Origin of the sequence: Micromonospora maris AB-18-032 (assembly GCF_000204155.1) — a bacterium.
GTDB lineage: Bacteria > Actinomycetota > Actinomycetes > Mycobacteriales > Micromonosporaceae > Micromonospora > Micromonospora gifhornensis.
In genome coordinates this window covers 5,254,963-5,276,876 of sequence record NC_015434.1, presented here as the reverse complement: position 1 = coordinate 5,276,876, position 21,914 = coordinate 5,254,963, and the positions used below count along the sequence as shown (strand labels likewise).

The window sequence follows — 21,914 nt, the reverse complement described above, 5'->3', positions numbered from 1 at the left end:
GACCCGCCCCCGCCTCACCACCCAGCCCGAATCGATCTTGCCCAGCCCTCGCCCCGCCCGCCCAGCCCTCCCCACCGCGCCCGCTCCTCCCACCGCCCTCCCGCCCGTGCTGCCCCGCCCCGTTCCGCCCTCTCGCTCTGTCCCGCCCCGCCCCGCCGATCTTGCACTTCTGGTCGCTGATTCGCCCCTTATGTAGCCTTTGGGGCGGCGCAAAGTGCAAGATCGCGTGGGCCTGGGTGGACGCCCCACCTGCACGTGCCCTCGCCGCGCCCGCACCCGCCTTGGCGCCGTCGATCTTGCACTTTCGGTCGCGGATATACCCTTTTCGCGGCCTTCACGGCGACACAAAGTGCAAGATCGCGCGGGCGCGGGCGCGGGCGGGGGCAGGGGCGGGGAGGGGGGGCGGGGAGGTCAGGGGGTGCAGGTGGGGCAGGTGCCGAAGATTTCCAGGGTGTGGCTGACGTTGGTGAAGCCGTGTTGGGCGGCTACCTTGTCGGCCCAGGTTTCCACTGTGGGGCCGGCGACCTCGACCGTGCGACCGCAGGCTCGGCAGACCAGGTGGTGGTGGTGTCCTTCGCTGCACCTGCGGTAGAGGTGCTCGCCGCCCGGCGGGCGCATCACGTCGATCTCGCCCGCGTCGGCCAGGCCCTGCAAGGTCCGGTACACCGTGGTCAGGCCGACCCGCTCGCCGCGATCCCGCAGCATCGCGTGCAGATCCTGGGCGCTGTGGAAGCCTTCCACCTCGGCCAGCAGGGCGCTCACCGCCGAGCGTTGCCGGGTGTTACGGACCGCCGTCCCGCTGTCGCTCATGACGGCACTCCACTGCGCTGCTCATCACCCCGAGGCGCGGTCGCGCTGACCTGGCAGACCACGATGGTGCCGGGCTGGGCGTCGCCACCAGGCATTGACGTTCTGAGCTGACCGATTCGCTCGCTCATGATCCCTCCCCGGCATGGCTCACCGCGTCGGCGACGATGTGCGCAACATGCTCGTCGACCAGGGCGTACGCGATCTCCCGGCCGCGCCGGGAACCGCGGACCACGCCGGCGCCGCGCAGTACCCGTAGGTGCTGGGAGACCAGCGGTTGGGCGACGCCGAGCTTGTCGACCAATTCGTGCACGCAGCGCTCGCCGCCGGCCAGCTCGCTGACGATGGCGAGCCGGATCGGCGCGGAGAGGGCACGCAGGAGCTCACTGGCGCCCTCGTACGCGTCGTATCCGGATTCGCTGCTCACTCTGCAACGGTAACCAATACCGACAGGGTCATCGTGGTCAGGACCGGTCGAGCACCACCTCGGGTGGCTCGGGTGCGGGCACCGGCTCCGGTCGGGTCCGGCGGATCCGACGCCAGCCGGCGGCGAACAGGGTGATCACCACGAACGAGGCGATGGCGAGCACCACCACCGAGGCGCCGGGCGCGGTGTCGGCGACCGCCGCCACCCAGATGCCGGCGCCGGCGGCGAACAGGCCGAGGGTCATCGCCGCCGTCATGGTGGCGCGGAAGCCTCGGGTGACCTGTTGGGCGGTGGCCACCGGCACCACCATCAGCGCGCTGATCAGCAGTACGCCGACCGCCCGCATCGCGATCGTCACGGTGATCGCGGTGGTGACCGCCAGCAGCAGGTTCAGGGCGCGTACCGGCAGGCCGGAGACCCGCGCGTACTCCTCGTCCTGGCAGACCGCGAACAGCGCGGGCCGCAGGGCGATCATCGTGATCAGCACGGCCACGCCGAGTACCGCGATGGTGACGAGGTCGCTGCGGGAGGTGGTGGTGAGCGCCCCGAACAGGTACGCGTTGAGGTTCGCGCTGGTGCTGTCCGACAGGCCCACCAGCACCACGCCACCGGCGATGCCGCCGTAGAAGAGCAGGGCCAGGGCCAGGTCACCGGAGGTACGGCCCCGTTCGCGGATCAACTCGATGGCGACCGCACCGATCACAGCCGCGATCACCGCCATGATCACGGGGGAGGTGCCGAAGAGCAGGCCCGCGCCGACACCGGTCAACGCCACGTGCCCGATGCCGTCCCCGATCAGCGCGAGCCGCCGCTGCACCAGGTAGATGCCGAGCGCCGGTGCGGCCACCCCGATGACGAGCGCGCCGATCAGCGCGTTCTGCATGTACTCGTACTGAAAGAGGGTCAATTCGTGCCCCACAGCCCGGCGGGTTCCTCGGGACAGTGCGGATGCACGTGGTCGTGGTCCGGCGCCGCGTGGTGCCCGGCCGGTTCCGGCACCGCGCCGTCGTGCGCGATCAGACCCTGGTGTACGACGACCGCCCGGCTGATCAGCGGCTGGAGCGGACCCAGCTCGTGCGCCACCAGCAGGACGGTGCCGCCGCCGTCGGTGAAGCCGCGCAGCGCCTCGGCGAACGCCTCCTGGCTGGCGGCGTCCACCCCGGCCGTCGGCTCGTCGAGCACCAGCAGTTCGGGCTTACCGGCCAGCGCGCGGGCGATCAGGGTGCGCTGCTGCTGCCCGCCGGAGAGGGTGGCCACCGGGTCCTTCGCCCGGTCGGCCAGACCGACGGCGTGCAGCGCCTCGGTGACGGCCGTGCGGTCGGCGCGCCCCGGTGGGCGCAGGATGCCCCGGCGGGCCAGCCGGCCGGAGGCCACCACCTCGGCCACCGTGGCCGGTACGCCGCTGCCCGCGCCGAGGCGCTGTGGGACGTACCCGATGCGGTGCCACTGGCGGAACCGGCGTGCCGGTTCGCCGAAGAGGGTCACCGAGCCGGAGCTGAGCGGGACCAGCCCGAGCACGGCGCGGATCAGGGTGGACTTGCCGGAACCGTTGGCGCCGAGGACCGCGACCACCTCACCGGCGGTCACGGTCAGTGAGACGTCCCGCAGCACGGGGCGGCCGTCGTAGCCGACCACCCCGTGCGTGACGGTGATGACTTCAGGTGTCACGAGCAGCTCAACGCCGTCCGCAGGGTTTGCAGGTTGGTACGCATCACCGAAAGGTAGTCCTCCCCGCTGTTGCCGGTGGACAGGCCCTCCAGCGGGTCGAGCACCGCGGTCTGCGCGCCCACCTCCCGGGCGATCGTCTCGGCGACCTTGGGGCTGACCAGCGTCTCGAAGAAGATCGTGGTGGCGCCGTGCTCGCGCGCCTCCTCGGTGACAGCGGCCAGCCGCTGCGGCGACGGCTCGTCCTCGGGCGAGAGGCCGGTGATGCCGATCTGCTCCAACTGGTAGCGCTGCGTGAGGTACCCGAACGCGGTGTGGCTGACCACGATCTCCCGGCGCTGGCAGGTCTTCAGCCCCTCGGTGAACTCGGTGTCCAGCTGCTCCAGTTCGGTGCGCAGGGTGGCGGCCCGCTGGGTGTACTCGTCGGCGTGGTCCGGGTCGACGGCACCGAGGCGTTCGGCCAGCTTATCGCCGATGGTGGCCAGCCGGGTCGGGTCGAGCCAGACGTGCGGGTCCTTCGCGCCGTCGGACACCTCGTCGGCATGCTCGTCATCGTGGTCGTGCTCGTCACCGTGGTCGTGGTCGTGGCCGCCGGCGGTGGCGTCCAGCAGGGGCTCGACGGCGGCCACGTCGAAGGCCCGGTCGCCGCCGTTCTGCTCGATCGCGGTGTCCACCGCGGGCTGGAAACCGTCCAGGAAGATGATCAGCTCGGCGTCGATGATCTGACCGACCTGCCGCGGGTTCAGCTCCAGGTCGTGTGGCTCGGCACCCGGACGGGCCAGGTTGGTCACCGTCACGGCGTCCCCGCCGATCCGCTCGGCCAGGAACTGCAAGGGGTAGAAGCCGGCCACCACGTCGACCCGCTCCGGGTCGCCACCGGAAGTGGTGTCGGTGCTGCAAGCGGCGACGCCGGTCAGGGCGAGCAGCGCGGCGGTGGCGGTGGCCAGGACTCGGGGGGTGGTGCGGAAGGTCATGTCATCGACTGTCCGCGACAATGACAATGATTGTCAAAAACGCATAATTGCATGTCGGAGCAGGTCGATCAGAGCAGCTTCACCAGGCCGACGGTGACCAGCAGGGTCAACATCAACAATCGGATCAGCCGGGTCGGCGGCGTCTGCACCGGCCAGGTCGTCACCAGCAGGGCGGCCACCGCGGCGGCGAGCAGCAGGGTGAACAGCCCGCCCAGCGGGCCCGGGGTGAAGAACGCGACAAGTACGAGAAGCAGGGTGATCAGGAACACGGTCGTCGGGTTGGCCCGGGCCAGGCGGCCGGCGACCCGGCGCTGCGTACGCTGCATCCCACAGACTCTACGAGGAGGAGTGCCCGGTGCTCGTGACCAACCGGTTCGTGGTCGACGACGACGGCGCGCAGGATTTCACCGAACGGGCCCACGCCGCCCTCGCGGCGTTGGCTGCCCGCCCCGGTTACCTGCGCGGGCAACTGGTCCGGGCGCTGGACGACCCGCGACACTGGTGCCTGGTCACCGAGTGGGAGTCGGTGGGCACCTACCGCCGCGCGCTCGGTGGCTTCGACGTCAAGGTCACGGCGATACCGCTGCTCGCCGAGAGCATCGACGAGCCGTCCGCGTACGAGACGTTGGCCAGCGCCGCGCCCGACGGCGACGTGGTGGTGGTCGACAGCGATCGCGCTGCGGGTCCTTACCGCTGAGCTGTCGGGCACTACGCTGGCTGCTATGACCGATCCCGGACCGGCGGCCCCACCACCCCAGCCCCCGCTGCCCGGCCAGCAGAATCCCCAGCCGCCGAGCCAAGGTGCCTTCGCACCGCCCGGTGTGGTCGAGTCAGGCGTGCCGACACCGCCGGCCGGCCCCGGAGTGGCGCCGCCGTTCGCGGCGCCGCCGACCGAGGGCCGTCGCTCCCGACTCTGGCTCGGCCTCGGTGCCGGGGCGTTGGCGCTTGTGCTCTGCTGCGGTGGCGGGGGCGCCGCAGTGGTCGGCCTGCTGGTCAGCGGGGTGCAGGCGATCGAGGAACAGGGCCGTACGGTCTCCAGCGACTACTACCGCGCCCTGGCCGACGGCGAGTACGGCCAGGCGTACGACCAGCTCTGCGAGGACGCCAAGCGGCGCGAGTCCCGGCAGGAGTTCGAACGCCGGGCCGCCGCCGAGCCGCAGATCGTCTCCTACCGGGTCGGCAGCGTGGACACCACCACGCTTACCGTGCCGGTGGACGTCACCCTCGCCGGCGGCGGTCAGGAACGGCAACAGGTCGTGCTCGGCCAGGACCAGCAGACCGGTGCCATGGAGGTCTGCGGAGTCAACTGACCGGCCGCAGGTAATGTGCTGGGTTCGGGACCACGGCAGTCGTACCGTTGTCCCGAACTGTTCCTGCCATCCCACCGCGTCCCCGCCGACCGCCAGTCGGCGTAGGAGGAAACATGCCAGCAGACCGTATCGACGCCATCGTCAGCCTCGCCAAGCGCCGAGGCTTCGTCTTCCCCTCCAGTGAGATCTACGGAGGCACCCGATCGGCGTGGGACTACGGCCCGCTCGGCGTGGAGCTCAAGGAGAACGTCCGCCGGCAGTGGTGGAAGACCATGGTCCAGCAGCGTGACGACGTGGTCGGGCTGGACTCCGCGGTCATCCTGGCCCGGGACGTGTGGGCGGCCTCCGGCCACCTCGACGCCTTCGTCGACCCGCTGACCGAGTGCCAGTCCTGCCACAAGCGGTTCCGCGCCGACCACCTGGAAGAGGCGTACGCGGAGAAGCACGGCAAGCCGCTCGCCTCGCTCACCGAGCTGAACTGCCCGAACTGCGGCAACAAGGGCACCTTCACCGAGCCGAAGATGTTCAACGGGCTGATGAAGACCTTCCTCGGCCCGGTGGAGAGCGACGAGGGCCTGCACTACCTGCGCCCGGAGACCGCCCAGGGCATCTTCGTCAACTACAACAACGTGGCCAACGCGGCGCGGAAGAAGCCGCCGTTCGGCATCGCGCAGACCGGCAAGTCGTTCCGCAACGAGATCACCCCGGGCAACTTCATCTTCCGTACCCGCGAGTTCGAGCAGATGGAGATGGAGTTCTTCGTCGAGCCCGGCACCGACGAGCAGTGGCACGAGTACTGGCTCTCCGAGCGCTGGAACTGGTACGTCGACCTCGGGCTCTCCGCGGAGAACATGCGCTTCTACGAGCACCCCAAGGAGAAGCTCTCGCACTACTCGAAGCGCACCGTCGACATCGAGTACCGGTTCCAGTTCGGCGGCAGCGAGTTCGCCGAGCTGGAGGGGATCGCCAACCGCACCGACTTCGACCTCTCCACGCACAGCAAGCACTCCGGGGTCGACCTGTCGTACTTCGACCAGACCAAGAGTGAGCGCTGGGTCCCGTACGTGATCGAGCCGGCCGCCGGCCTGACCCGCGCGGTGCTGGCGTTCCTGCTGGAGGCGTACGACGTCGACCAGGCCCCCAACGCCAAGGGCAAGATGGAGGAGCGCACCGTCATGCGCTTCGACCCGCGGCTGGCCCCGGTCAAGGTGGCGGTGCTGCCGCTGTCGCGCAACGAGGCGCTCTCGCCCAAGGCCAAGGACCTCGCGGCGCAGCTGCGCAAGCGTTGGGTGGTCGAGTTCGACGACTCGCAGGCGATCGGCCGCCGCTACCGTCGCCAGGACGAGATCGGCACCCCGTTCTGCGTCACTGTCGACTTCGACACCCTGGACGACAACGCGGTGACCATCCGCAACCGGGACACCATGGCCCAGGAGCGCATCGCCCTGGACCAGGTCGAGCGCTACCTGATCGACCACCTCCCCGGCTGCTGAGGTGTAAGGAAGGGCCCCTTCTTAACGCCTGGCGTAGAGGAGGGGCCCCTTGTTAACAAGTGGGCTGGCCGACGCATACCCGGGCCGTGGCACCGACACCGCGTCGGGAGTCGTACGCGTCCTCCACCGTGCGGCGCACCCGGCGTGGCTCGCGGCGGATCTGCGCGGGCGTGAAGTGCAACACCAGGATGCCGTGCCGACTCAGCTCGTTGTGCCGGTCGAGCGTGCGCGTCCAGTCCGCAGGTCGGAAGTGGTACTCCTGCGAGTCGACCTCCAGCGCCACCGCCGCGTCGGCCAGATAGCCGTCAGGTGTCGGCAGCGACGTGCCGTCCGCGCCGAGCAGCCGGGGATTCCAGTGGATCTCGCTCAGCACGCTGCTGCCCGCCAGACACTCCCGCAACTCCGCCTCGGGCGCGGATCGGGTGCCCGCCGCCACCTCCTCGAACGCCTTCCTGATCAACGCAGTCCGGCTGCGTCGGGCTCGCCTGATCTCCTCGTCCAGGGACGTGAGATCGGCGTACCCCCGCTGCACGGCCTCGGCCACGATGGCGCGCACCGGGCGGAGTTGCCGCAGGTCGCGCGCCGCGTCGACCACCGCGCGGGCCGGTGAGCACACCGGGTACAGCGGCGTGGCCCGGGCCCGGTCGTCCAGGGCGAGAGCCCGCGAGACCACCGCGAAACCTGCGGACCTGCGTCGTGCGTGATGCGGCACGATCAGCTGTACGTCGTCGCTGCGCGGGCTCTGCCTGAAGCCGTACCAGGTCAGCGCGGCCAGGCCGGTGAGCTGCGCCTCGCCACCGGCGTACAGCGCCGCCGAGATTCGCCGCTGCTCGTCGGTCAGGGTGCCGGTGACCAGGGCGTACGTCGCGGGCAGGACCCGTTGCCAGAGGGCGCGCCGGGTCTGCCGGTACAGGTACATGTCGTCGAAGCCGCAGGCCAGCAGTTGGGTGCGGCTGACGATCTGCTGTTGCCGCTCCGCCAGCTCGGAGAACTCGGGTGGGTGGGTACGCATGCCGCGCAGCATCACCAGCCGTGCCGGCGCGTGTCCCGCCCGCGCCGGGCATCTGTGGACGACCGCGCACGCTGTGGACAGCGCCCCGACCTCGACGTGAGTGTGTTATGCGTCGCGTTAACAAGGGGCCCTTCCTATGCACGAGGCGTTAAGAAGGGGCCCTTCCTTACACTTGGGCGGTGATGATGTCGAGTGCTGCGCTGGGGCCGTTGACCATCGGACGGCACCAGGTGTGGCCGCCGGTGGTGCTCGCGCCGATGGCGGGCATCACCAACGTCGGTTTCCGGCAGCTCTGCCGGGAGCAGGGCGGCGGCATCTACGTCTGCGAGATGATCACCACGGTCGCCCTCGTCGAGCGGAACCCGAAGACCCTGCGCATGATTGCCTTCGGGGCGGACGAGAGCCCGCGCAGTCTCCAGCTCTACGGCACCGACCCGGAGATCACCGCCGCCGCCGTGCGGATCGTGGTCGAGAAGGACCTCGCCGATCACATCGACCTCAACTTCGGCTGCCCGGTGCCGAAGGTCACCCGACGCGGCGGCGGCGCGGCCCTGCCCTGGCGACGCCGGCTCTTCGCCCGCCTGGTCAAGGCCGCGGTGGACGCCGCCGCACCCGCCGGGGTGCCGGTCACGGTCAAGATGCGCAAGGGCATAGACGACGACCACCTGACGTACGTCGAGGCGGGGCTGGCCGCCCAGGACGCCGGCGTCGCCGCGGTCGCCCTGCACGGGCGTACGGCGGCACAACGCTACTCGGGCACCGCCGACTGGGACGCCATAGCCACCCTCAAGCAGGCCCTCGACGTGCCGGTGCTCGGCAACGGTGACATCTGGGAGGCCGACGACGCACTGCGGATGGTGACGCACACCGGCGTCGACGGGGTGGTGATCGGGCGGGGCTGCCTCGGCCGCCCGTGGCTCTTCGCCGACCTGGAGGCGGCCTTCGCCGGGCGTACCGACCGGCGCCTGCCCACCCTCGGCGAGGTGGCGCTGACCATGCGCCGGCATGCCGAACTGCTTGTCGAGCAGTTCACCGCCGGGGCGCGCAACCCGGCCCGGGGTGAGCGCGACGGCTGCACCGACTTCCGCAAGCACGTTGCCTGGTACCTCAAGGGCTTCCCGATCGGCAGCGAACTGCGCCGCGCCCTGGCCATGATCGACAGCCTCGCCCAGCTCGACGACCTGCTCGGCAAACTGGACCCGACGGTGCCCTTCCCGACCGAGACGCTGGGCCAACCGCGCGGACGGACCAATTCCCCGGGCAAGGTCTTCCTGCCCGACGGTTGGCTGGCCAGCCGAGACGACGACACCGTCCCCGAGGGCGCCGAACTGGCCGACTCCGGCGGCTGAGCGCAGACCGGCGGCCTTCGGGCATTACCTGGCAGGTAATCGACTACGCGCGGGTGGTCCGGCACGCTGGCGTGGACGCCCGAGGACGAGGAACCCGATGAACCTGCCCCCACCGCTGTGTCGATCGAGCCTGTGCCCGTCCGCGCTGGACGCGGTACCGCCGGAGCTGCCGTGACCGCCACCGTGCCGGCGCTCTCGGTCGGTCCGGCGCTGCGCCGGTGGCGGGAGGCGCGGCGGTTGAGTCAACTGGAGATGGCCGCGCGGGCCGACATCTCCACCCGCCATCTGAGCTTCGTCGAGACGGGCCGGTCGCGACCGAGCCCGGAGATGGTGCTTCGCCTCGCCGAACACCTCGACCTGCCGCTACGCGAACGCAACCGGCTGCTGTTGGCGGCGGGCTACGCACCGGCGTACCCGCAGACCGCGCTGACCGCCCCCCGGATGGCGTCGGCCCGCGCCGCCGTCCGGCAGGTGTTGGCCGGCCACGAGCCCTACCCGGCGGTGGTGGTCGACTGCAGTTGGCAGATGGTGGACGCCAACCAGAGCCTGACCATCTTCACCGATCTGGTCGCGCCCGACCTGCTGGCGCCTCCGGTGAACGTGCTGCGGGTGAGCCTGCATCCGGACGGCCTCGCCCCGCACATAGCGAACCTCGGCCAGTGGCGTGCGCACCTGCTGGCTCGGCTGGCACGGCAGGTCGAACTGGCCGGTGACGCGGGGCTGGCCGCCTTGGACGGCGAGTTACGTGGCTATCCGAGCGACGGCCCGGAACCGGACGTCGAACTGCCCGGCCCAGGCGACATCGTGGTGCCACTGCGACTGCGGCACGACGGTGGAGAGTTGGCCTTCATCAGCACCATCGCGACGTTCGGTACGCCACTGGACGTCACGTTGGCCGAACTGTCCATCGAGTCGTTCTATCCGGCGGACGAGCGTACGGCGGCAGTGCTGCGCGAACGCAGCCGACGGTGACCGTTGTCCCCTGCCATTGGAGGTCGTGAAGTGTCCGCTACCCGGCAGACCGTCGACACGCTGCTGTCCCGCATCGTCGCCGGTGCGGCACCCGAGCAAGTCGCCGAGCTGTACGCCGACCAGGTCGACTGGCAGGTCAACTGGCCGAGCAGCGAGCACCTCGATGTGCCGTGGATCCGTCCGCGCTCAACCCGTGCCGACGTCGCCGACCACCACCGCACGCTGGCTGCGGCCACCGTGCCGGGCCAGGCCGAGGCGACCGTCACCGGCATCCTCGTCGACGGGCCGGACGCCGTGGTGTTCGGCCAGGTCGCCCAGACGGTACGCCGTACCGGCAAACGGTTCACCGCTCGCTTCGCGCTGCACCTCACGGTGGTCGATGGCCGGATCGTCCGGCACCACGTTTACGAGGACAGCCTCGCCATCGAGGCAGCCTGCCGGAGTTGACGCCTGCGGGCTGAACGACGGCAAGGGCCGACCCCCCGTGCGGGGCCGGCCCTTGCCGTTCGCGATGGTGGATCGTCAGCTGGTGGCGGTGTAACCGCGGGTGGCGATCCAGTCGGCGAGGTCGTCGATGGTGAGCTGGTAGGTGGCGGTGGCGGGGTTGGCGGAGTCGGCGATGGTGACGGTGTCGCCGTCGTCCTGGTAGCCGGTGACGCTGATGTAGTGGCCGCCTTCGAAGCTGTGGACGACGCCGTCGGTGTCGGTGGTGGTGCCGGCGATGTTGGCTACCACGGCGTGGCCGCTGTCGACGGTGCGCTTGATGTCCTCACGCAGCTTGTCGGTCTGCTTGTCGTCGGCCTTGGCGCCGGGGATCTCCACCGAGCGGTAGACGTCCTTGCCGGTCTCCTTGTTCAGCACCGGGGTGATGTCGTTGATGGAGTCGGTGCCGGCCTCGGTGGTGCCCATCTCCTTGGCCATGGTGTGGACGTCGATGTTCTTGCCCTGCACGCTCAGGGCGTTGCGGGCGGCGGCGGGGCCGCAGTAGTAGAAGTTGGGCTGCGCTTCGTAGCGCACGTCGAGCTGGCGCTCGCCGCCGGGCTTGCGGTCGGCCTGCACGGCGGTGGGGGTGCCGGGCGCGGCCTGGGCAGCGATGGCGGGGCCGGCGATGCCACCGGCGGTGGCGGCGGCAGCGGCGATGGTCAGGGCGGTCTTGCGCAGCATGGTGGTACGCATGATGGTGTTCCGCCTTTCGTTTCGGGGGTGCGCGCGGCAGCGATGGGGGTCGCGGGTGCCGCGCGAAAAGGGGGGAGATCGTGCGAAGTGGATGGGCCGTCTCAGGCAGCATCGTGTGGGGCTGCTGCTGTTGGCCTTGTTCGGGCGTGAGGCCCGGTACGAACATCGCGGGAGAGGCTGCTGGGCTGCTCACCGGCCGGGGGCCGTTCACGATGTCCGGGAGATGTGTAACGCCGGGTGGGGGGCGGTCATTCCGACCCGGTCCCGGGGGCGTCGCCGTCGAGGGGGCGTCGCGGTTACCCCCTGTACAACGCCCGGGCTGGGGGCATGATTCCGCCGCCACGGTGACCCAGCCCACTGGCCACCGGGGCATTCGTCGGACATATCGCCTGAGCGTCGCCGGGTCCGCCCTCGCCGTTACGCCGAAACGGCGGGGTCCAGAGCGGCAGGAAACCGCCATTCCGGCGTAATGGGGTCGATCACGCCGGTCAGGTCACATCCCACCGATGGCTGAGGTGGGACCGCCGGGTTGCCGATCCTGCAGACGATGTCCGGGTTGAGCGCAGCATTGGGCGGGACCGTCAGCCTTGGGCGGTATGGGGCGCGCTTTCGGCAGGCGGCGCGGGTCGGGGCGCGGGGACTGAGGGCTGCGCCGGCCAGGGTAGGTCGGGCGAGCGGTGGAAGGCGATTCCCGCCGCCGTCCAGCGCGGGGCGTGGCCGGCCAGCCGCTGCCGAAAGTCGGACCAGTCGTGAGCGGCCCGGTCGGACTGGGCGGCCCGGTCGGACTGGGCGGCCCGGTCGGACTGGGCGGACGGGTGGGGCTGGGGGGACTGGGGGGACCAGGCCAGTTCGGCGATTGCGGGGAGTCGGGGGAAGAGCATGAACTCGATCTCGGTGCGGGTGGTGACGGACTCGGTCCAGAGCGGTGCCTCGACGCCGAGCACCGCGTCGGCCGGTACGTCGGTCAGGTGGGTGGCGGGGTCCCAGTCGTACGCCTGGTGCACGTCGATGTGGGCGGCCCAGTCGTGGCCGATCGGGGTGTCCGGGGCGTACTTCATATCCAGGTAGGCGTGGTTGGCGGGGGAGAGGATCAGTTTGGCGCCCCGGCGTACCGCGTCGGCGGTGGTCGGGTCGTCGGGGCGGGTGCCCCACCACTGCAGGATCCGGCCGTCGGTGTGCGCGGCGGGGGCGATCTGGTGCCAGCCGATGACCGTCTTGCCGAGCCCGGTCACGATTCGTTGTACCCGTTCGACGAAGCGGGTGTAGACCTCGGCGGGCACCTTGAACGCCTCGTCGCCGCCGATGTGCAGCCACGGGCCGGGGGTGAGCGCGGCGAGTTCGCCGAGGACGTCGGCGACGAAGTCGTACGTCCGCTCGCTTGTCGGGTCGACGTAGCTGAACCCGATCTCGGTGCCGGCGTACGGCGACGGGGTTGTTCCCGGGGGTGCCAGTTCGGGGTGGGCGACCAGCGCGGCGTTGGTGTGGCCGGGCAGGTCGATCTCGGGGATGACGGTGATGTGCCGGGCGGCGGCGTACGCCACGATGCGCCGGTAGTCGGCCTGGGTGTAGTGCCCGCCGGGGCCGCCACCGACCTCGGTCGCCCCGCCGACGGCGGCCAGTCGGGGCCAGGAGTCGATGGCGATCCGCCACCCCTGGTCGTCGGTGAGGTGCAGGTGCAGCCGGTTGAGCTTGTACCGGGCCAGGTGGTCGATGACCCGCAGCACGTCGGCGACGCCGAAGAAGTGCCGGGCCACGTCGAGCATGGCGCCTCGGTGCGGGTACCGGGGGCGGTCGAGGATCGACCCGCCGGGCAGCACCCACCGCTCGGCGACCGGGGTGCGGCTCTCGATGGCGGCGGGTAGCAGTTGGCGCAGTGTCTGCACCCCGTGGTGCAGACCGGCGGCGGTGCGGGCGCGCAGGCGTACCCCGTCGCGTGTGACGTCGAGCCGGTATCCCTCGGCGCCGAGGTCGGCCTCGTCGGTCAGTTGCAGGGCGATGCCGCCGGCGGGCGGTTGCCCGACCACGTCGGTCACCGGCAGCGGGTACCCGGTGGCGGGACGGAGCAGCGCGGCGAGTTGTTCGCCGACGGCCAGTGCGGCCGGGTCGGCGCTGACCCGGATCACCGCGTCGGCGGTCAGCAGGTGGTCGGCGTCGGGATCCGGCTCGACCCGCTCGGGCGCCGGGATCACCTCGCCCAGCCGGACCACCGAACCCAACTGGACCACCGCGCCCAGCTGCACCACCGAACCGAGCCGGACCGGCGCGGCCGGGGCGAGCTGCGTCGCCGCCGCCCGCTCCGCCGCGCCCGCCAACTCCTCGGCGGTACGCGTGGTGCTCTCGGCCGGGTGCAGCGGCTGCGGTGGGGTGTCAGGCGGCGAGGACAACGACGGCTCCGAGGACAACGAGGGCTCCGGGGGGTGTATTCGCGGCAGGGGTGGCAATGGTGCGAGGTGTGGTCACAATGCGTGTCGTCAAGAGTACGGCGAGGCCGCCAAATGCGTATTCGTGCGTATGGAAACGTTCCCAGAAACCGCGACGATCGCGGACAGTCGTGATTGCTGTGCCTATTGTCACCGAATGGCCCCGAGCCACTCGTTGTTCGCTTAACCTTCGCCCACCGATCGGCACAACTCCCTGGATTGCCAGCGAGTACTTCCGGGGTAGAAAACTGAACCTTCGTTAAGTGTCAGTCCGGGCGCGTGGGAGGCTCTGGTGGCAGCGCAGGAAACGGTCGAGCACAAGTACGTCTACGACTTCGCCGAAGGCAACAAGGATCTCAAGGACCTGCTCGGCGGCAAGGGTGCCAACCTGGCCGAGATGACAAACCTCGGTCTGCCGGTTCCGCCCGGCTTCACCATCACCACCGAGGCGTGCCAGGCGTACCTGGCCAGCGGGGAGCAGCCCGCCGGGCTGGCCGACCAGATCGCCGCGCACCTGGCCGCCCTGGAGCAGGGCATGGGTCGACGCCTCGGTGACCCGGACGACCCGCTGCTGGTCTCGGTACGGTCCGGGGCGAAGTTCTCCATGCCCGGGATGATGGAAACCGTCCTCAACGTGGGTCTCAACGACCGCAGCGTGGTCGGGCTGGCCGCGCAGGCCAACGGCAACCAGCGGTTCGCCTGGGACTCGTACCGGCGACTGATCCAGATGTTCGGCAAGACCGTCTGCGAGGTGCCGGGCGAGGAGTTCGAGCACGCGATCGACGAGGCCAAGCGGGCCAAGGGCAGCACCGACGACCTGGACCTGGACGCGGACGACCTGCGTGCGCTCGTCGACACGTACAAGAAGATCTTCAGTAAGCACACCGGGAGGGAGTTCCCGCAGGACCCCCGTGAGCAGCTCGACCTGGCCATCGGTGCGGTGTTCGACTCGTGGAACGCCGAGCGGGCGGTGATCTACCGTCGGCAGGAGCGGATCCCGGCCGACCTCGGCACCGCGGTCAACGTGGTGGCCATGGTCTTCGGCAACCTCGGCCCGGATTCGGGCACCGGCGTCGCCTTCACCCGCGACCCGGCCAGCGGCGCGCAGGGCATCTACGGCGACTACCTGGCCAACGCCCAGGGCGAGGACGTGGTCGCCGGCATCCGCAACACCGTGCCGTTGCAGGAGTTGGAGCGGATCAACAAGGCCGCCTACGACGAACTGCTCGACTACATGGCCCGGCTGGAGCGACACTACAAGGACCTCTGCGACATCGAGTTCACCATCGAACGCGGCAAGCTGTGGATGCTGCAGACCCGGGTCGGCAAACGCACCGCCGCCGCCGCGTTCGTCATCGCCGGCCAACTGGTCGACGAGGGCCTGATCGACCTCGACGAGGCGCTGCACCGGGTCAACGGCGCCCAACTCGCCCAGCTGATGTTCCCGCGCTTCCAGCTCGACCACGGCTTCGAGGCGGTCGCCACCGGCATCGGCGCCTCGCCGGGCGCGGCGGTCGGCAAGGTGGTCTTCACCTCGGCCCGCGCCGTCGAGCTGGCCGGTCAGGGCGAGGACGTCATCCTGGTCCGGCGGGAGACCAACCCGGACGACCTGAACGGCATGATCGCGTCCAGGGGCATCCTCACCTCACGGGGCGGCAAGACCAGCCACGCCGCCGTGGTGGCCCGGGGGATGGGCAAGACCTGCGTCTCCGGCGCCGACGCACTCGACATCGACGTGCCGAAACGGCGGTTCACCGTGGCCGGGCAGACGGTCACCGAGGGCGACGTGGTCTCCATCGACGGCACCACCGGCAAGGTCTACCTGGGCGAGGTGCCGGCCACCCCGTCGGAGGTGGTGCAGTACTTCGAGGGGGAACTCGACCCGGAGGCCACCGACGACGCGCTGGTCAGGGCCGTACACCGGATCATGTCGCACGCCGATGCCACGCGGCGGCTCACGGTACGCACCAACGCCGACACGGCCGCCGATGCGGCGCGGGCGCGGCGCTTCGGCGCCCAGGGCATCGGCCTGTGCCGCACCGAGCACATGTTCCTCGGCGACCGGCGGGAACTGGTCGAGCGGTTGATCCTGGCCCGCGACGCCAACGAGCGGGACGAGTCGCTCGCCGCGCTGCTGCCGTTGCAGCGGGCCGACTTCGTGGAGATCTTCCGGGCGATGGACGGGCAACCGGTCACCGTCCGGCTGATCGACCCGCCGCTGCACGAGTTCCTGCCCCCGCTGGAACAGCTCGCCGTCGACGTGGCGGTGGCCCAGGAACGCGGCGAGGACGTGGCCAAGGAGGAGGCGCTGCTGGCCGCCGTACGCCGGATGCACGAGGAGAATCCGATGCTGGGGCTGCGCGGCGTACGCCTCGGTCTGGTCATCCCCGGCCTGTTCGCGATGCAGGTCCGGGCGATCACCGAGGCCGCCGTGGAGTGCACCCGCCAGGGTGTGCGCGCCTGCCCGGAGATCATGGTCCCGCTGGTCGGCGCGGTGCAGGAACTGGAGACGGTACGCACCGAGGCCGAAAAGATCATCGCCGAGGTGGTCGGCGGCAGCGACGTCGAGGTGCTGATCGGCACGATGATCGAGGTGCCCCGGGCGGCGTTGACCGCCGGGCAGATCGCCGAGGCGGCCGAGTTCTTCTCCTTCGGCACCAACGACCTGACCCAGATGGGCTGGGGCTTCTCCCGCGACGACGTGGAGGGCGCCTTCTTCTGGCGCTACCTGGAACTGGGCATCTTCGGCATCTCGCCGTTCGAGTCGATCGACGCCGACGGCATCGGCCGGCTGGTGCGGATCGCGGCCGAGGAGGGTCGGGCCGCTCGCCCCGGCCTCAAGCTGGGCGTGTGCGGCGAGCACGGCGGCGACCCCGACTCGGTGCACTTCTTCCACTCCGTCGGGCTCGACTACGTCTCCTGCTCGCCGTTCCGGGTGCCGGTGGCCCGGCTGGAGGCGGGCCGGGCGGCCGTGGTCACGGCGGGCTCGGACAGTCGCTGAACTGATCGGGTCGGCGGGCGATCGTCCGCCGACCCGGCCGGTGCTCAGATCGGTGGCCGCCGCCAGGTGATGTGCGGGTCCCGACGGGGACGTGGGCCGGGCAGGCTGGCCATCGGGGTGCGTACGGCCAGCGGGGCGCGCCCGTCGGTCTGCAGCGGCGGCATCGGCGTCGATCGGCGGCAGGCGGCAAGCGTCGGCCCGGCCCGATGCACCATCGCCAGCGCCTCCTCGCGCAGCGCCACCAGGTCGGCGCCGGGGGCGGTGACCACTGTCAACAGGACATCCCCGCCGGCCGGATAGGTGATCACACAACCGGCTGCGGTGTGCACCACGGACTCGTGGAACGGGCCCTGCCGGACCGTTGCCGCCATCCGGTTGCCGACGCCGAAGTTCGCGGCGGCCAGGGCTGCCAGGTAGGTGGCGTCCGTCGTGGGCAGGTCGCTGGAAATCAACAGGCCGTCCGTGCCGGCGAGCACCGCGCCGGTGACCTCGGGTCGGCGTCGGCGCAGCGCCTGCAACTCGGTGCCCATCATCGTTTCCGCGTTCACGAGCGTGTCTCTCCCACCGGTCGTGTCTCCGCCTCAACAGGTGACGTTCCGCGTTGGCGACGCTACCCGTGGGCGTCGATAAACGCGATCCCGTGACCGTCGGCAATCGGACGACAACTCTAGTCTGATCGGAGGATGTGAACTCGTCGGCCTCAGTTCGTCGTCGCGCCGTCCGGCGCGGTCGGGCGTAACCTGATGCTCGCCGGAGGACCGTCGTCGCAAAGGGGTGGCCGGATGAGTGTGCGTACCGGGCTGTCGGGTCCTGCCGGTGACCGACCGGAGGTGTCGGCATGACCGTCGTCTGGGCGAGCCTGACCATCGACGCCCGCGATCCGGCCCGGTTGGCCCGCTGGTGGGCCGAGGCGCTCGGCTACCAGGTGATCACCGAGCAGCCCGACGAGGTGGAGATCCGGCAGTCCGTCGACCGGCTGCCCGGCATCGTCTTCGTACCGGTCACCGGTGCCAAGGAGAGCAAGAACCGGCTCCACCTCGACCTGCGCCCGGCCGACCGGGAGGCCGAGGTGGAACGGCTCGTCGACATGGGTGCCCGGCACGTCGACGTGGGCCAGGACGGTACCGACTGGACGGTGCTCGCCGACCCGGAGGGCAACGAGTTCTGCATACTCGCACCGCGTGACGACTGACGCGCAGCGGCGGGTGACGGAGCCGGTCAAGGACGCCGGGGGAGGCCGTTCGCCGTACGAGCGGGACCGGGCCCGGGTGCTGCACTCGGCGGCGTTCCGCCGGCTCGCCGCGAAGACCCAGGTGCACACGGCCGGCACGGACGACTTCCTGCGTACCCGGCTGACCCACTCGCTGGAGGTGGCCCAGATCGCCCGGGAGATGGGCGCGCGGCTGGGCTGTGATCCGGACGTCGTGGACACCGCCGGGTTGGCGCACGACCTGGGACACCCGCCGTTCGGACACAACGGCGAGGCCGCCCTGGACACGGTGGCCGCCGCCTGCGGCGGCTTCGAGGGCAACGCGCAGACGCTGCGGGTGCTGACCCGCCTGGAAGCCAAGGTGTACGACGCCGACGGCACCTCCGTCGGGCTGAACCTCACCCGCGCCTGCCTCGACGCGGTCAGCAAGTACCCCTGGCCACGCCGGCCGGGCCGGCGCAAGTTCGGGGTGTACGCCGACGACCGGCCGGTCTTCGACTGGCTGCGCCAGGGTGCGCCGCCCGGCGAGCGGCGCTGCCTGGAGGCGCAGGTGATGGACTGGGCCGACGACGTCGCGTACTCGGTGCACGACGTGGAGGACGGCATCCACGGCGGATACCTCACGTTGGGGTTGCTGCTCGCCGACGCCGACGAGCGGGCCGCCCTCTGCGCCGACGTGGCCGCCACCTACTCCGGCGAGCCGCCCGACTACCTCGGCCAGGTGTTGATGGAGGTGCTGGCCGACCCACTGCTCGCCCCGCTGGCCGGCTACGACGGCAGCCACCGCGCCCAGGCCGCGCTCAAGGCCACGACAAGCGTGCTCACCGGCCGCTTCGTGGCGGACGCGGTCGCCGCCACCACCGCCCGGTTCGGTCCCGGACCGCACCGTCGCTACGCGGCCGATCTCGTGGTGCCCCGCTCGCTGCGGGCCCGGTGCGCCCTGCTCAAGGGCATCGCCCTGCGCTACGTCATGCGTCGCCCCGGGGCGCAGGGGCGCTACCAGCGGCAACAGGAGATCATCACCGACCTGGTACGGGTGCTCACCGATCAGGCCCCCGAGGCCCTCGACCCGGTGTTCGCCCCGCTGTGGCACGCCGCCCCGGACGACGCGGGCCGGCTGCGGGTGGTGGTCGACCAGGTGGCCTCCCTCACCGACCCGGCCGCCCTGGCCTGGCACGCCCGCCTGGTCGACTGACGCCGCCCGGCTGCCGCTCTCGCCTGGCCCGCCGGCATGATCGACTGATGCCGCCCGGCCGGGGGGCGGTGGGTGAGGTTAGCCTAACCAGATGACGGAGCGCCCGAAGACAGTCACCGCCACCCGCGTGGTCCGCACCGAACGACCCACCGCGCACGTGGTCCGATTGGTGTTCGGCGGGCCCGAGCTGATCGGCCTGCCGGTGGGCGAGTTCACCGACCACTACATCAAGTTCGTCTTCCCGGTGCCGGGGGTCGACTACCCGCGCCCGATGGAACTTGCCGCGATCAAGCGGGAACTGCCCCGCGAGCAGTGGCCCCGGCTGCGGGCGTACACCGTGCGGGACTGGGACGCCGCGACCGGGCAGATGACCGTCGACGTGGTGTACCACGGTGACGCCGGCCTCGCCGGGCCCTGGGCCGCCGCCTTGCGACCCGGCGACGAGGTGTTGTTCACCGGCCCCGGTGGGGCGTACGCGCCGAGCCCGGACGCCGACTGGCACCTGATGGTCGGCGACGAGAGCGCCCTGCCGGCGATCGCCGCGTCCCTGGCCCGGCTGCCGGTGGGCGCGCCCGCGCACGTCTTCGTCGAGGTCGACGGCCGGGCCGACGAGCAGCCGCTGCCCAGCCCCGGCACGGTGCAGCTGACCTGGCTGCACCGCGGCGGAGGCCCGGTCGGTGCGGCCCTGGTCTCCGCCGTCCGTGAGCTGGAGTTCCCGCCCGGCACGGTGCACGCCTTCGTCCACGGCGAGGCAAGCTTCGTCCGCGAGCTGCGCCGCCTGCTGCGGGTCGAGCGGGCCGTGCCCCGCGAGGCCCTGTCCATTTCCGGCTACTGGCGTAAGGGCTTCGACGACGAGGGCTGGCGCGCCACCAAACCCGACTGGAACCGCCAGGTCGAAGCCGACGAACAACCCCAACCGCTCCCCGCCCGGTGATCACGAGGCCGACGGCGGCCAGGTAGTGCCAGCCACCTCATGGCCAACCCGGGAATCGGGGGCGGGGGTGGGCAGGGGAGGATGTGAGCAGAAGGGGGTGGGGGTGTGGCGGGGCGGATTCGGGACGAGGACATCGCGCTGGTTCGGGAGCGGGCCTCCATCGCTGAGGTGATCTCCGACACGGTGACCTTGAAGTCGGCGGGTGCGGGCAACCTGAAGGGGTTGTGTCCGTTCCACGACGAGAAGAGTCCGTCGTTCAACGTCTCGCCCGCTCGTAACGTCTGGTACTGCTTCGGCTGCGGTGCCGGTGGCGACGCCATCAAGTTCCTGATGGACGCCGAGCATCTGAGCTTCGTCGAGGCGGTGGAGCGGCTCGCCGCCCGGGTCGGCCTGCAACTGCGGTACGTGGAGGACGACCGGTCCACCCCCCGCCGGGAGCGACCGCAGCAGGGCCAGCGGCAGCGGCTGGTCGCCGCGCACGCCGCCGCGGCGGAGTTCTACACCGCCCAGCTCACCACGGCCGGGGCGCGTGCCGCCCGGGAGTTCCTGGCCCAGCGCGGCTTCGACCGGGCCGCCGCCGAACGGTACGGCTGCGGATTCGCCCCCGAGGGCTGGGACCCGCTCACTCGACACCTGCGCCAGCGCGGGTTCAGTCACGACGAACTGGTCACCGCCGGGCTGTCCCGACCCGCCCGCTCGGGCAGCCTGATCGACCGGTTCCGGCGTCGGCTGCTCTGGCCGATCCGCGACCTGACCGGCGACGTGATCGGCTTCGGTGCCCGCAAGCTGTTCGACGATGACGACGGCCCGAAGTACCTCAACACCCCCGAGACGCCGATCTACAAGAAGTCGCAGGTGCTCTACGGCATCGACCAGGCCAAACGGGAGATCGCCAAGCAGGGCCGGGTGGTGGTGGTCGAGGGCTACACCGACGTGATGGCCTGCCACCTGGCCGGCGTACCGACCGCGGTGGCGACCTGCGGCACCGCCTTCGGCGGCGACCACATCGGCGTACTGCGCCGGCTGCTGCTGGACACCGACGCCGTGGCAGGGGAGATCATCTTCACCTTCGACGGGGACGCCGCCGGGCAGAAGGCAGCGCTGCGCGCCTTCGAGGACGATCAGCGCTTCGTCGGGCGTACCTTCATCGCGGTCAGCCCCGACAACATGGACCCGTGCGAGCTGCGCCTGGCAAAGGGCGACCTGGCCGTCCGTGACCTGGTCGCGCGCCGCGAGCCGCTCGTCGACTTCGCGCTGCGCCACGTGATCAGCCGGTTCGACCTGGACACCGTCGACGGGCGGGTCGAGGCGATGCGTCGGGCCGCGCCGCTCGTCGCCAAGCTCAAGGACCAGGAAAAACGCCCCGAGTACGTACGCAAGCTCGCCGGTGACCTCGGCATGGAGATCGAGCCGGTGCAGCGGGCCGTGCTGGCCGCCGCCTCCGGACGACCGATGGACACCCCGGCGCGTCCGGCGCGCAGCGAGCCGAGCGTGGACAGTCCGCAGTCGATGGTCGAGCGGGAGGCGCTCAAACTGGCCCTCCAGGAGCCGGTGCTGGCCGGGCCGATGTTCGACGCGGTCGAGGCGACCGACTACCGGCACCCGGTGCACGTGGTGGTGCGTACCGCCATCGCCGAGGCCGGTGGCGCCGCCTCCGCGACCGCCGGTGCGGTCTGGGTCGAGGCGGTACGCGACGCCTGCGAGGACCTCGCGGCCCAGGCCCTGGTCGGCGAGTTGGCGGTCGAGCCGCTGCGGATCGACGGCGAGCCCGACCCGCGGTACGTCTCGATCACCATGGCCCGCCTGCAATGGGGATCGGTCACCGCCCGGATCCGGGACCTCAAGTCGCGGATCCAGCGGATCAACCCGGTCAGCAACAAGGACGAGTACTTCGCCACCTTCGGTGAGCTGCTCTCGTTGGAGCAGCACGCCCGGGCCCTGCGCGAGCAGGCAGCGGGAGGATTGTGAT

General features: G+C 71.0%; 22 protein-coding genes. 11 read left to right on the top strand and 11 right to left on the bottom strand.

Annotated features, from left to right (window positions below; genetic code table 11):
* Positions 1 to 411 precede the first annotated feature (411 nt).
* The 7 genes from VAB18032_RS23230 to VAB18032_RS23205 form a co-directional block, all read right to left on the bottom strand.
* The gene (locus VAB18032_RS23230; protein ID WP_013735369.1) at positions 412 to 810 is read right to left on the bottom strand and encodes a Fur family transcriptional regulator; all 399 of its coding nucleotides are present in this window, start codon (positions 808 to 810) and stop codon (positions 412 to 414) included.
* Complete coding sequence (locus VAB18032_RS33235; protein ID WP_269764261.1) at positions 807 to 938, bottom strand: hypothetical protein; 132 nt, start codon at positions 936 to 938, stop codon at positions 807 to 809. Before VAB18032_RS33235 ends, VAB18032_RS23230 begins: the two co-directional genes overlap by 4 nt.
* Complete coding sequence (locus VAB18032_RS23225) at positions 935 to 1,234, bottom strand: ArsR/SmtB family transcription factor (protein ID WP_013735368.1); 300 nt, start codon at positions 1,232 to 1,234, stop codon at positions 935 to 937. Before VAB18032_RS23225 ends, VAB18032_RS33235 begins: the two co-directional genes overlap by 4 nt.
* Positions 1,235 to 1,271: 37 nt before the next feature.
* On the bottom strand, positions 1,272 to 2,141 hold the full coding sequence (locus VAB18032_RS23220) for a metal ABC transporter permease (protein ID WP_043725473.1): 870 nt from the start codon (positions 2,139 to 2,141) through the stop codon (positions 1,272 to 1,274).
* Positions 2,138 to 2,902 carry a metal ABC transporter ATP-binding protein gene (locus VAB18032_RS23215; RefSeq protein ID WP_013735366.1) on the bottom strand — a complete coding sequence of 255 codons (765 nt, stop codon included), beginning with the start codon at positions 2,900 to 2,902 and terminating at the stop codon, positions 2,138 to 2,140. The genes VAB18032_RS23220 and VAB18032_RS23215 overlap by 4 nt, the downstream gene beginning before the upstream one ends.
* Positions 2,899 to 3,873, bottom strand: a complete 975-nt coding sequence (locus tag VAB18032_RS23210; RefSeq protein ID WP_013735365.1) for a metal ABC transporter substrate-binding protein — start codon at positions 3,871 to 3,873, stop codon at positions 2,899 to 2,901. The genes VAB18032_RS23215 and VAB18032_RS23210 overlap by 4 nt, the downstream gene beginning before the upstream one ends.
* A gap of 68 nt (positions 3,874 to 3,941) precedes the next feature.
* Positions 3,942 to 4,199: a hypothetical protein gene (locus VAB18032_RS23205; RefSeq protein WP_013735364.1), complete on the bottom strand. Its 258-nt coding sequence runs from the start codon at positions 4,197 to 4,199 to the stop codon at positions 3,942 to 3,944.
* Positions 4,200 to 4,228: 29 nt separating this feature from the next.
* Between VAB18032_RS23205 and VAB18032_RS23200 the strand changes: the two genes are divergently transcribed.
* The 3 genes from VAB18032_RS23200 to VAB18032_RS23190 all read left to right on the top strand — a co-directional run bounded on the left by VAB18032_RS23200 (position 4,229) and on the right by VAB18032_RS23190 (position 6,676).
* Positions 4,229 to 4,570: an antibiotic biosynthesis monooxygenase family protein gene (locus tag VAB18032_RS23200; RefSeq protein WP_013735363.1), complete on the top strand. Its 342-nt coding sequence runs from the start codon at positions 4,229 to 4,231 to the stop codon at positions 4,568 to 4,570.
* 139 nt (positions 4,571 to 4,709) lie between these two features.
* Complete coding sequence (locus VAB18032_RS23195; protein ID WP_043721681.1) at positions 4,710 to 5,183, top strand: Rv0361 family membrane protein; 474 nt, start codon at positions 4,710 to 4,712, stop codon at positions 5,181 to 5,183.
* 113 nt (positions 5,184 to 5,296) lie between these two features.
* Entirely contained in the window at positions 5,297 to 6,676 is a 1,380-nt protein-coding gene (locus tag VAB18032_RS23190) for a glycine--tRNA ligase (RefSeq protein ID WP_013735361.1), read from the top strand.
* 52 nt (positions 6,677 to 6,728) lie between these two features.
* On the opposite strand, the gene VAB18032_RS23185 is transcribed toward VAB18032_RS23190, so the two are convergent.
* A complete protein-coding gene (locus VAB18032_RS23185; protein ID WP_050814784.1) occupies positions 6,729 to 7,688 on the bottom strand; it encodes a hypothetical protein in 960 nt (319 codons plus the stop codon).
* A 182-nt stretch (positions 7,689 to 7,870) separates the two neighbouring features.
* Here VAB18032_RS23185 and dusB point away from each other — a divergent pair, with 182 nt between their 5' ends.
* The 3 genes from dusB to VAB18032_RS23170 all read left to right on the top strand — a co-directional run bounded on the left by dusB (position 7,871) and on the right by VAB18032_RS23170 (position 10,456).
* Positions 7,871 to 9,037, top strand: coding sequence for a tRNA dihydrouridine synthase DusB (gene dusB, locus VAB18032_RS23180; protein ID WP_415878019.1), 1,167 nt, complete (start codon positions 7,871 to 7,873; stop codon positions 9,035 to 9,037).
* A 171-nt stretch (positions 9,038 to 9,208) separates the two neighbouring features.
* On the top strand, positions 9,209 to 10,009 hold the full coding sequence (locus VAB18032_RS23175; RefSeq protein ID WP_013735358.1) for a helix-turn-helix domain-containing protein: 801 nt from the start codon (positions 9,209 to 9,211) through the stop codon (positions 10,007 to 10,009).
* 30 nt (positions 10,010 to 10,039) lie between these two features.
* Positions 10,040 to 10,456: a nuclear transport factor 2 family protein gene (locus VAB18032_RS23170; protein WP_013735357.1), complete on the top strand. Its 417-nt coding sequence runs from the start codon at positions 10,040 to 10,042 to the stop codon at positions 10,454 to 10,456.
* Positions 10,457 to 10,531: 75 nt separating this feature from the next.
* Here VAB18032_RS23170 and VAB18032_RS23165 read toward each other — a convergent pair whose 3' ends face one another.
* A complete protein-coding gene (locus VAB18032_RS23165; protein ID WP_013735356.1) occupies positions 10,532 to 11,185 on the bottom strand; it encodes a C39 family peptidase in 654 nt (217 codons plus the stop codon).
* Positions 11,186 to 11,766: 581 nt separating this feature from the next.
* A complete protein-coding gene (locus tag VAB18032_RS23160) occupies positions 11,767 to 13,626 on the bottom strand; it encodes a beta-N-acetylhexosaminidase (RefSeq protein WP_415878005.1) in 1,860 nt (619 codons plus the stop codon).
* A 271-nt stretch (positions 13,627 to 13,897) separates the two neighbouring features.
* Between VAB18032_RS23160 and ppdK the strand changes: the two genes are divergently transcribed.
* Entirely contained in the window at positions 13,898 to 16,606 is a 2,709-nt protein-coding gene (gene ppdK / locus VAB18032_RS23155) for a pyruvate, phosphate dikinase (RefSeq protein WP_013735354.1), read from the top strand.
* A gap of 44 nt (positions 16,607 to 16,650) precedes the next feature.
* Here ppdK and VAB18032_RS23150 read toward each other — a convergent pair whose 3' ends face one another.
* Positions 16,651 to 17,154 carry a roadblock/LC7 domain-containing protein gene (locus VAB18032_RS23150; RefSeq protein ID WP_013735353.1) on the bottom strand — a complete coding sequence of 168 codons (504 nt, stop codon included), beginning with the start codon at positions 17,152 to 17,154 and terminating at the stop codon, positions 16,651 to 16,653.
* 290 nt (positions 17,155 to 17,444) lie between these two features.
* Here VAB18032_RS23150 and VAB18032_RS23145 point away from each other — a divergent pair, with 290 nt between their 5' ends.
* The 4 genes from VAB18032_RS23145 (at position 17,445) to dnaG (ending at position 21,913) form a co-directional block, all read left to right on the top strand.
* Entirely contained in the window at positions 17,445 to 17,798 is a 354-nt protein-coding gene (locus tag VAB18032_RS23145) for a VOC family protein (protein ID WP_013735352.1), read from the top strand.
* Entirely contained in the window at positions 17,788 to 19,011 is a 1,224-nt protein-coding gene (locus VAB18032_RS23140) for a deoxyguanosinetriphosphate triphosphohydrolase (RefSeq protein ID WP_043721677.1), read from the top strand. The genes VAB18032_RS23145 and VAB18032_RS23140 overlap by 11 nt, the downstream gene beginning before the upstream one ends.
* Positions 19,012 to 19,102: 91 nt before the next feature.
* A complete protein-coding gene (locus tag VAB18032_RS23135; RefSeq protein WP_013735350.1) occupies positions 19,103 to 19,945 on the top strand; it encodes a siderophore-interacting protein in 843 nt (280 codons plus the stop codon).
* A gap of 105 nt (positions 19,946 to 20,050) precedes the next feature.
* Positions 20,051 to 21,913, top strand: coding sequence for a DNA primase (gene dnaG, locus VAB18032_RS23130; protein ID WP_013735349.1), 1,863 nt, complete (start codon positions 20,051 to 20,053; stop codon positions 21,911 to 21,913).
* Position 21,914 lies beyond the last annotated feature (1 nt).

What these genes read in the sequence shown, in the direction of transcription:
- VAB18032_RS23135 (WP_013735350.1), top strand. Translation starts at nt 19,103, where the DNA reads ATGACGGAGCGCCCGAAGACAGTCACCGCCACCCGCGTGGTCCGCACC.
- VAB18032_RS23185 (WP_050814784.1), bottom strand. Translation starts at nt 7,688, where the DNA reads ATGCGTACCCACCCACCCGAGTTCTCCGAGCTGGCGGAGCGGCAACAG.
- VAB18032_RS23145 (WP_013735352.1), top strand. Translation starts at nt 17,445, where the DNA reads ATGACCGTCGTCTGGGCGAGCCTGACCATCGACGCCCGCGATCCGGCC.
- VAB18032_RS23230 (WP_013735369.1), bottom strand. Translation starts at nt 810, where the DNA reads ATGAGCGACAGCGGGACGGCGGTCCGTAACACCCGGCAACGCTCGGCG.
- VAB18032_RS23205 (WP_013735364.1), bottom strand. Translation starts at nt 4,199, where the DNA reads ATGCAGCGTACGCAGCGCCGGGTCGCCGGCCGCCTGGCCCGGGCCAAC.
- VAB18032_RS23190 (WP_013735361.1), top strand. Translation starts at nt 5,297, where the DNA reads ATGCCAGCAGACCGTATCGACGCCATCGTCAGCCTCGCCAAGCGCCGA.
- VAB18032_RS23165 (WP_013735356.1), bottom strand. Translation starts at nt 11,185, where the DNA reads ATGCGTACCACCATGCTGCGCAAGACCGCCCTGACCATCGCCGCTGCC.
- VAB18032_RS23210 (WP_013735365.1), bottom strand. Translation starts at nt 3,873, where the DNA reads ATGACCTTCCGCACCACCCCCCGAGTCCTGGCCACCGCCACCGCCGCG.
- VAB18032_RS33235 (WP_269764261.1), bottom strand. Translation starts at nt 938, where the DNA reads ATGAGCGAGCGAATCGGTCAGCTCAGAACGTCAATGCCTGGTGGCGAC.
- dusB (WP_415878019.1), top strand. Translation starts at nt 7,871, where the DNA reads ATGATGTCGAGTGCTGCGCTGGGGCCGTTGACCATCGGACGGCACCAG.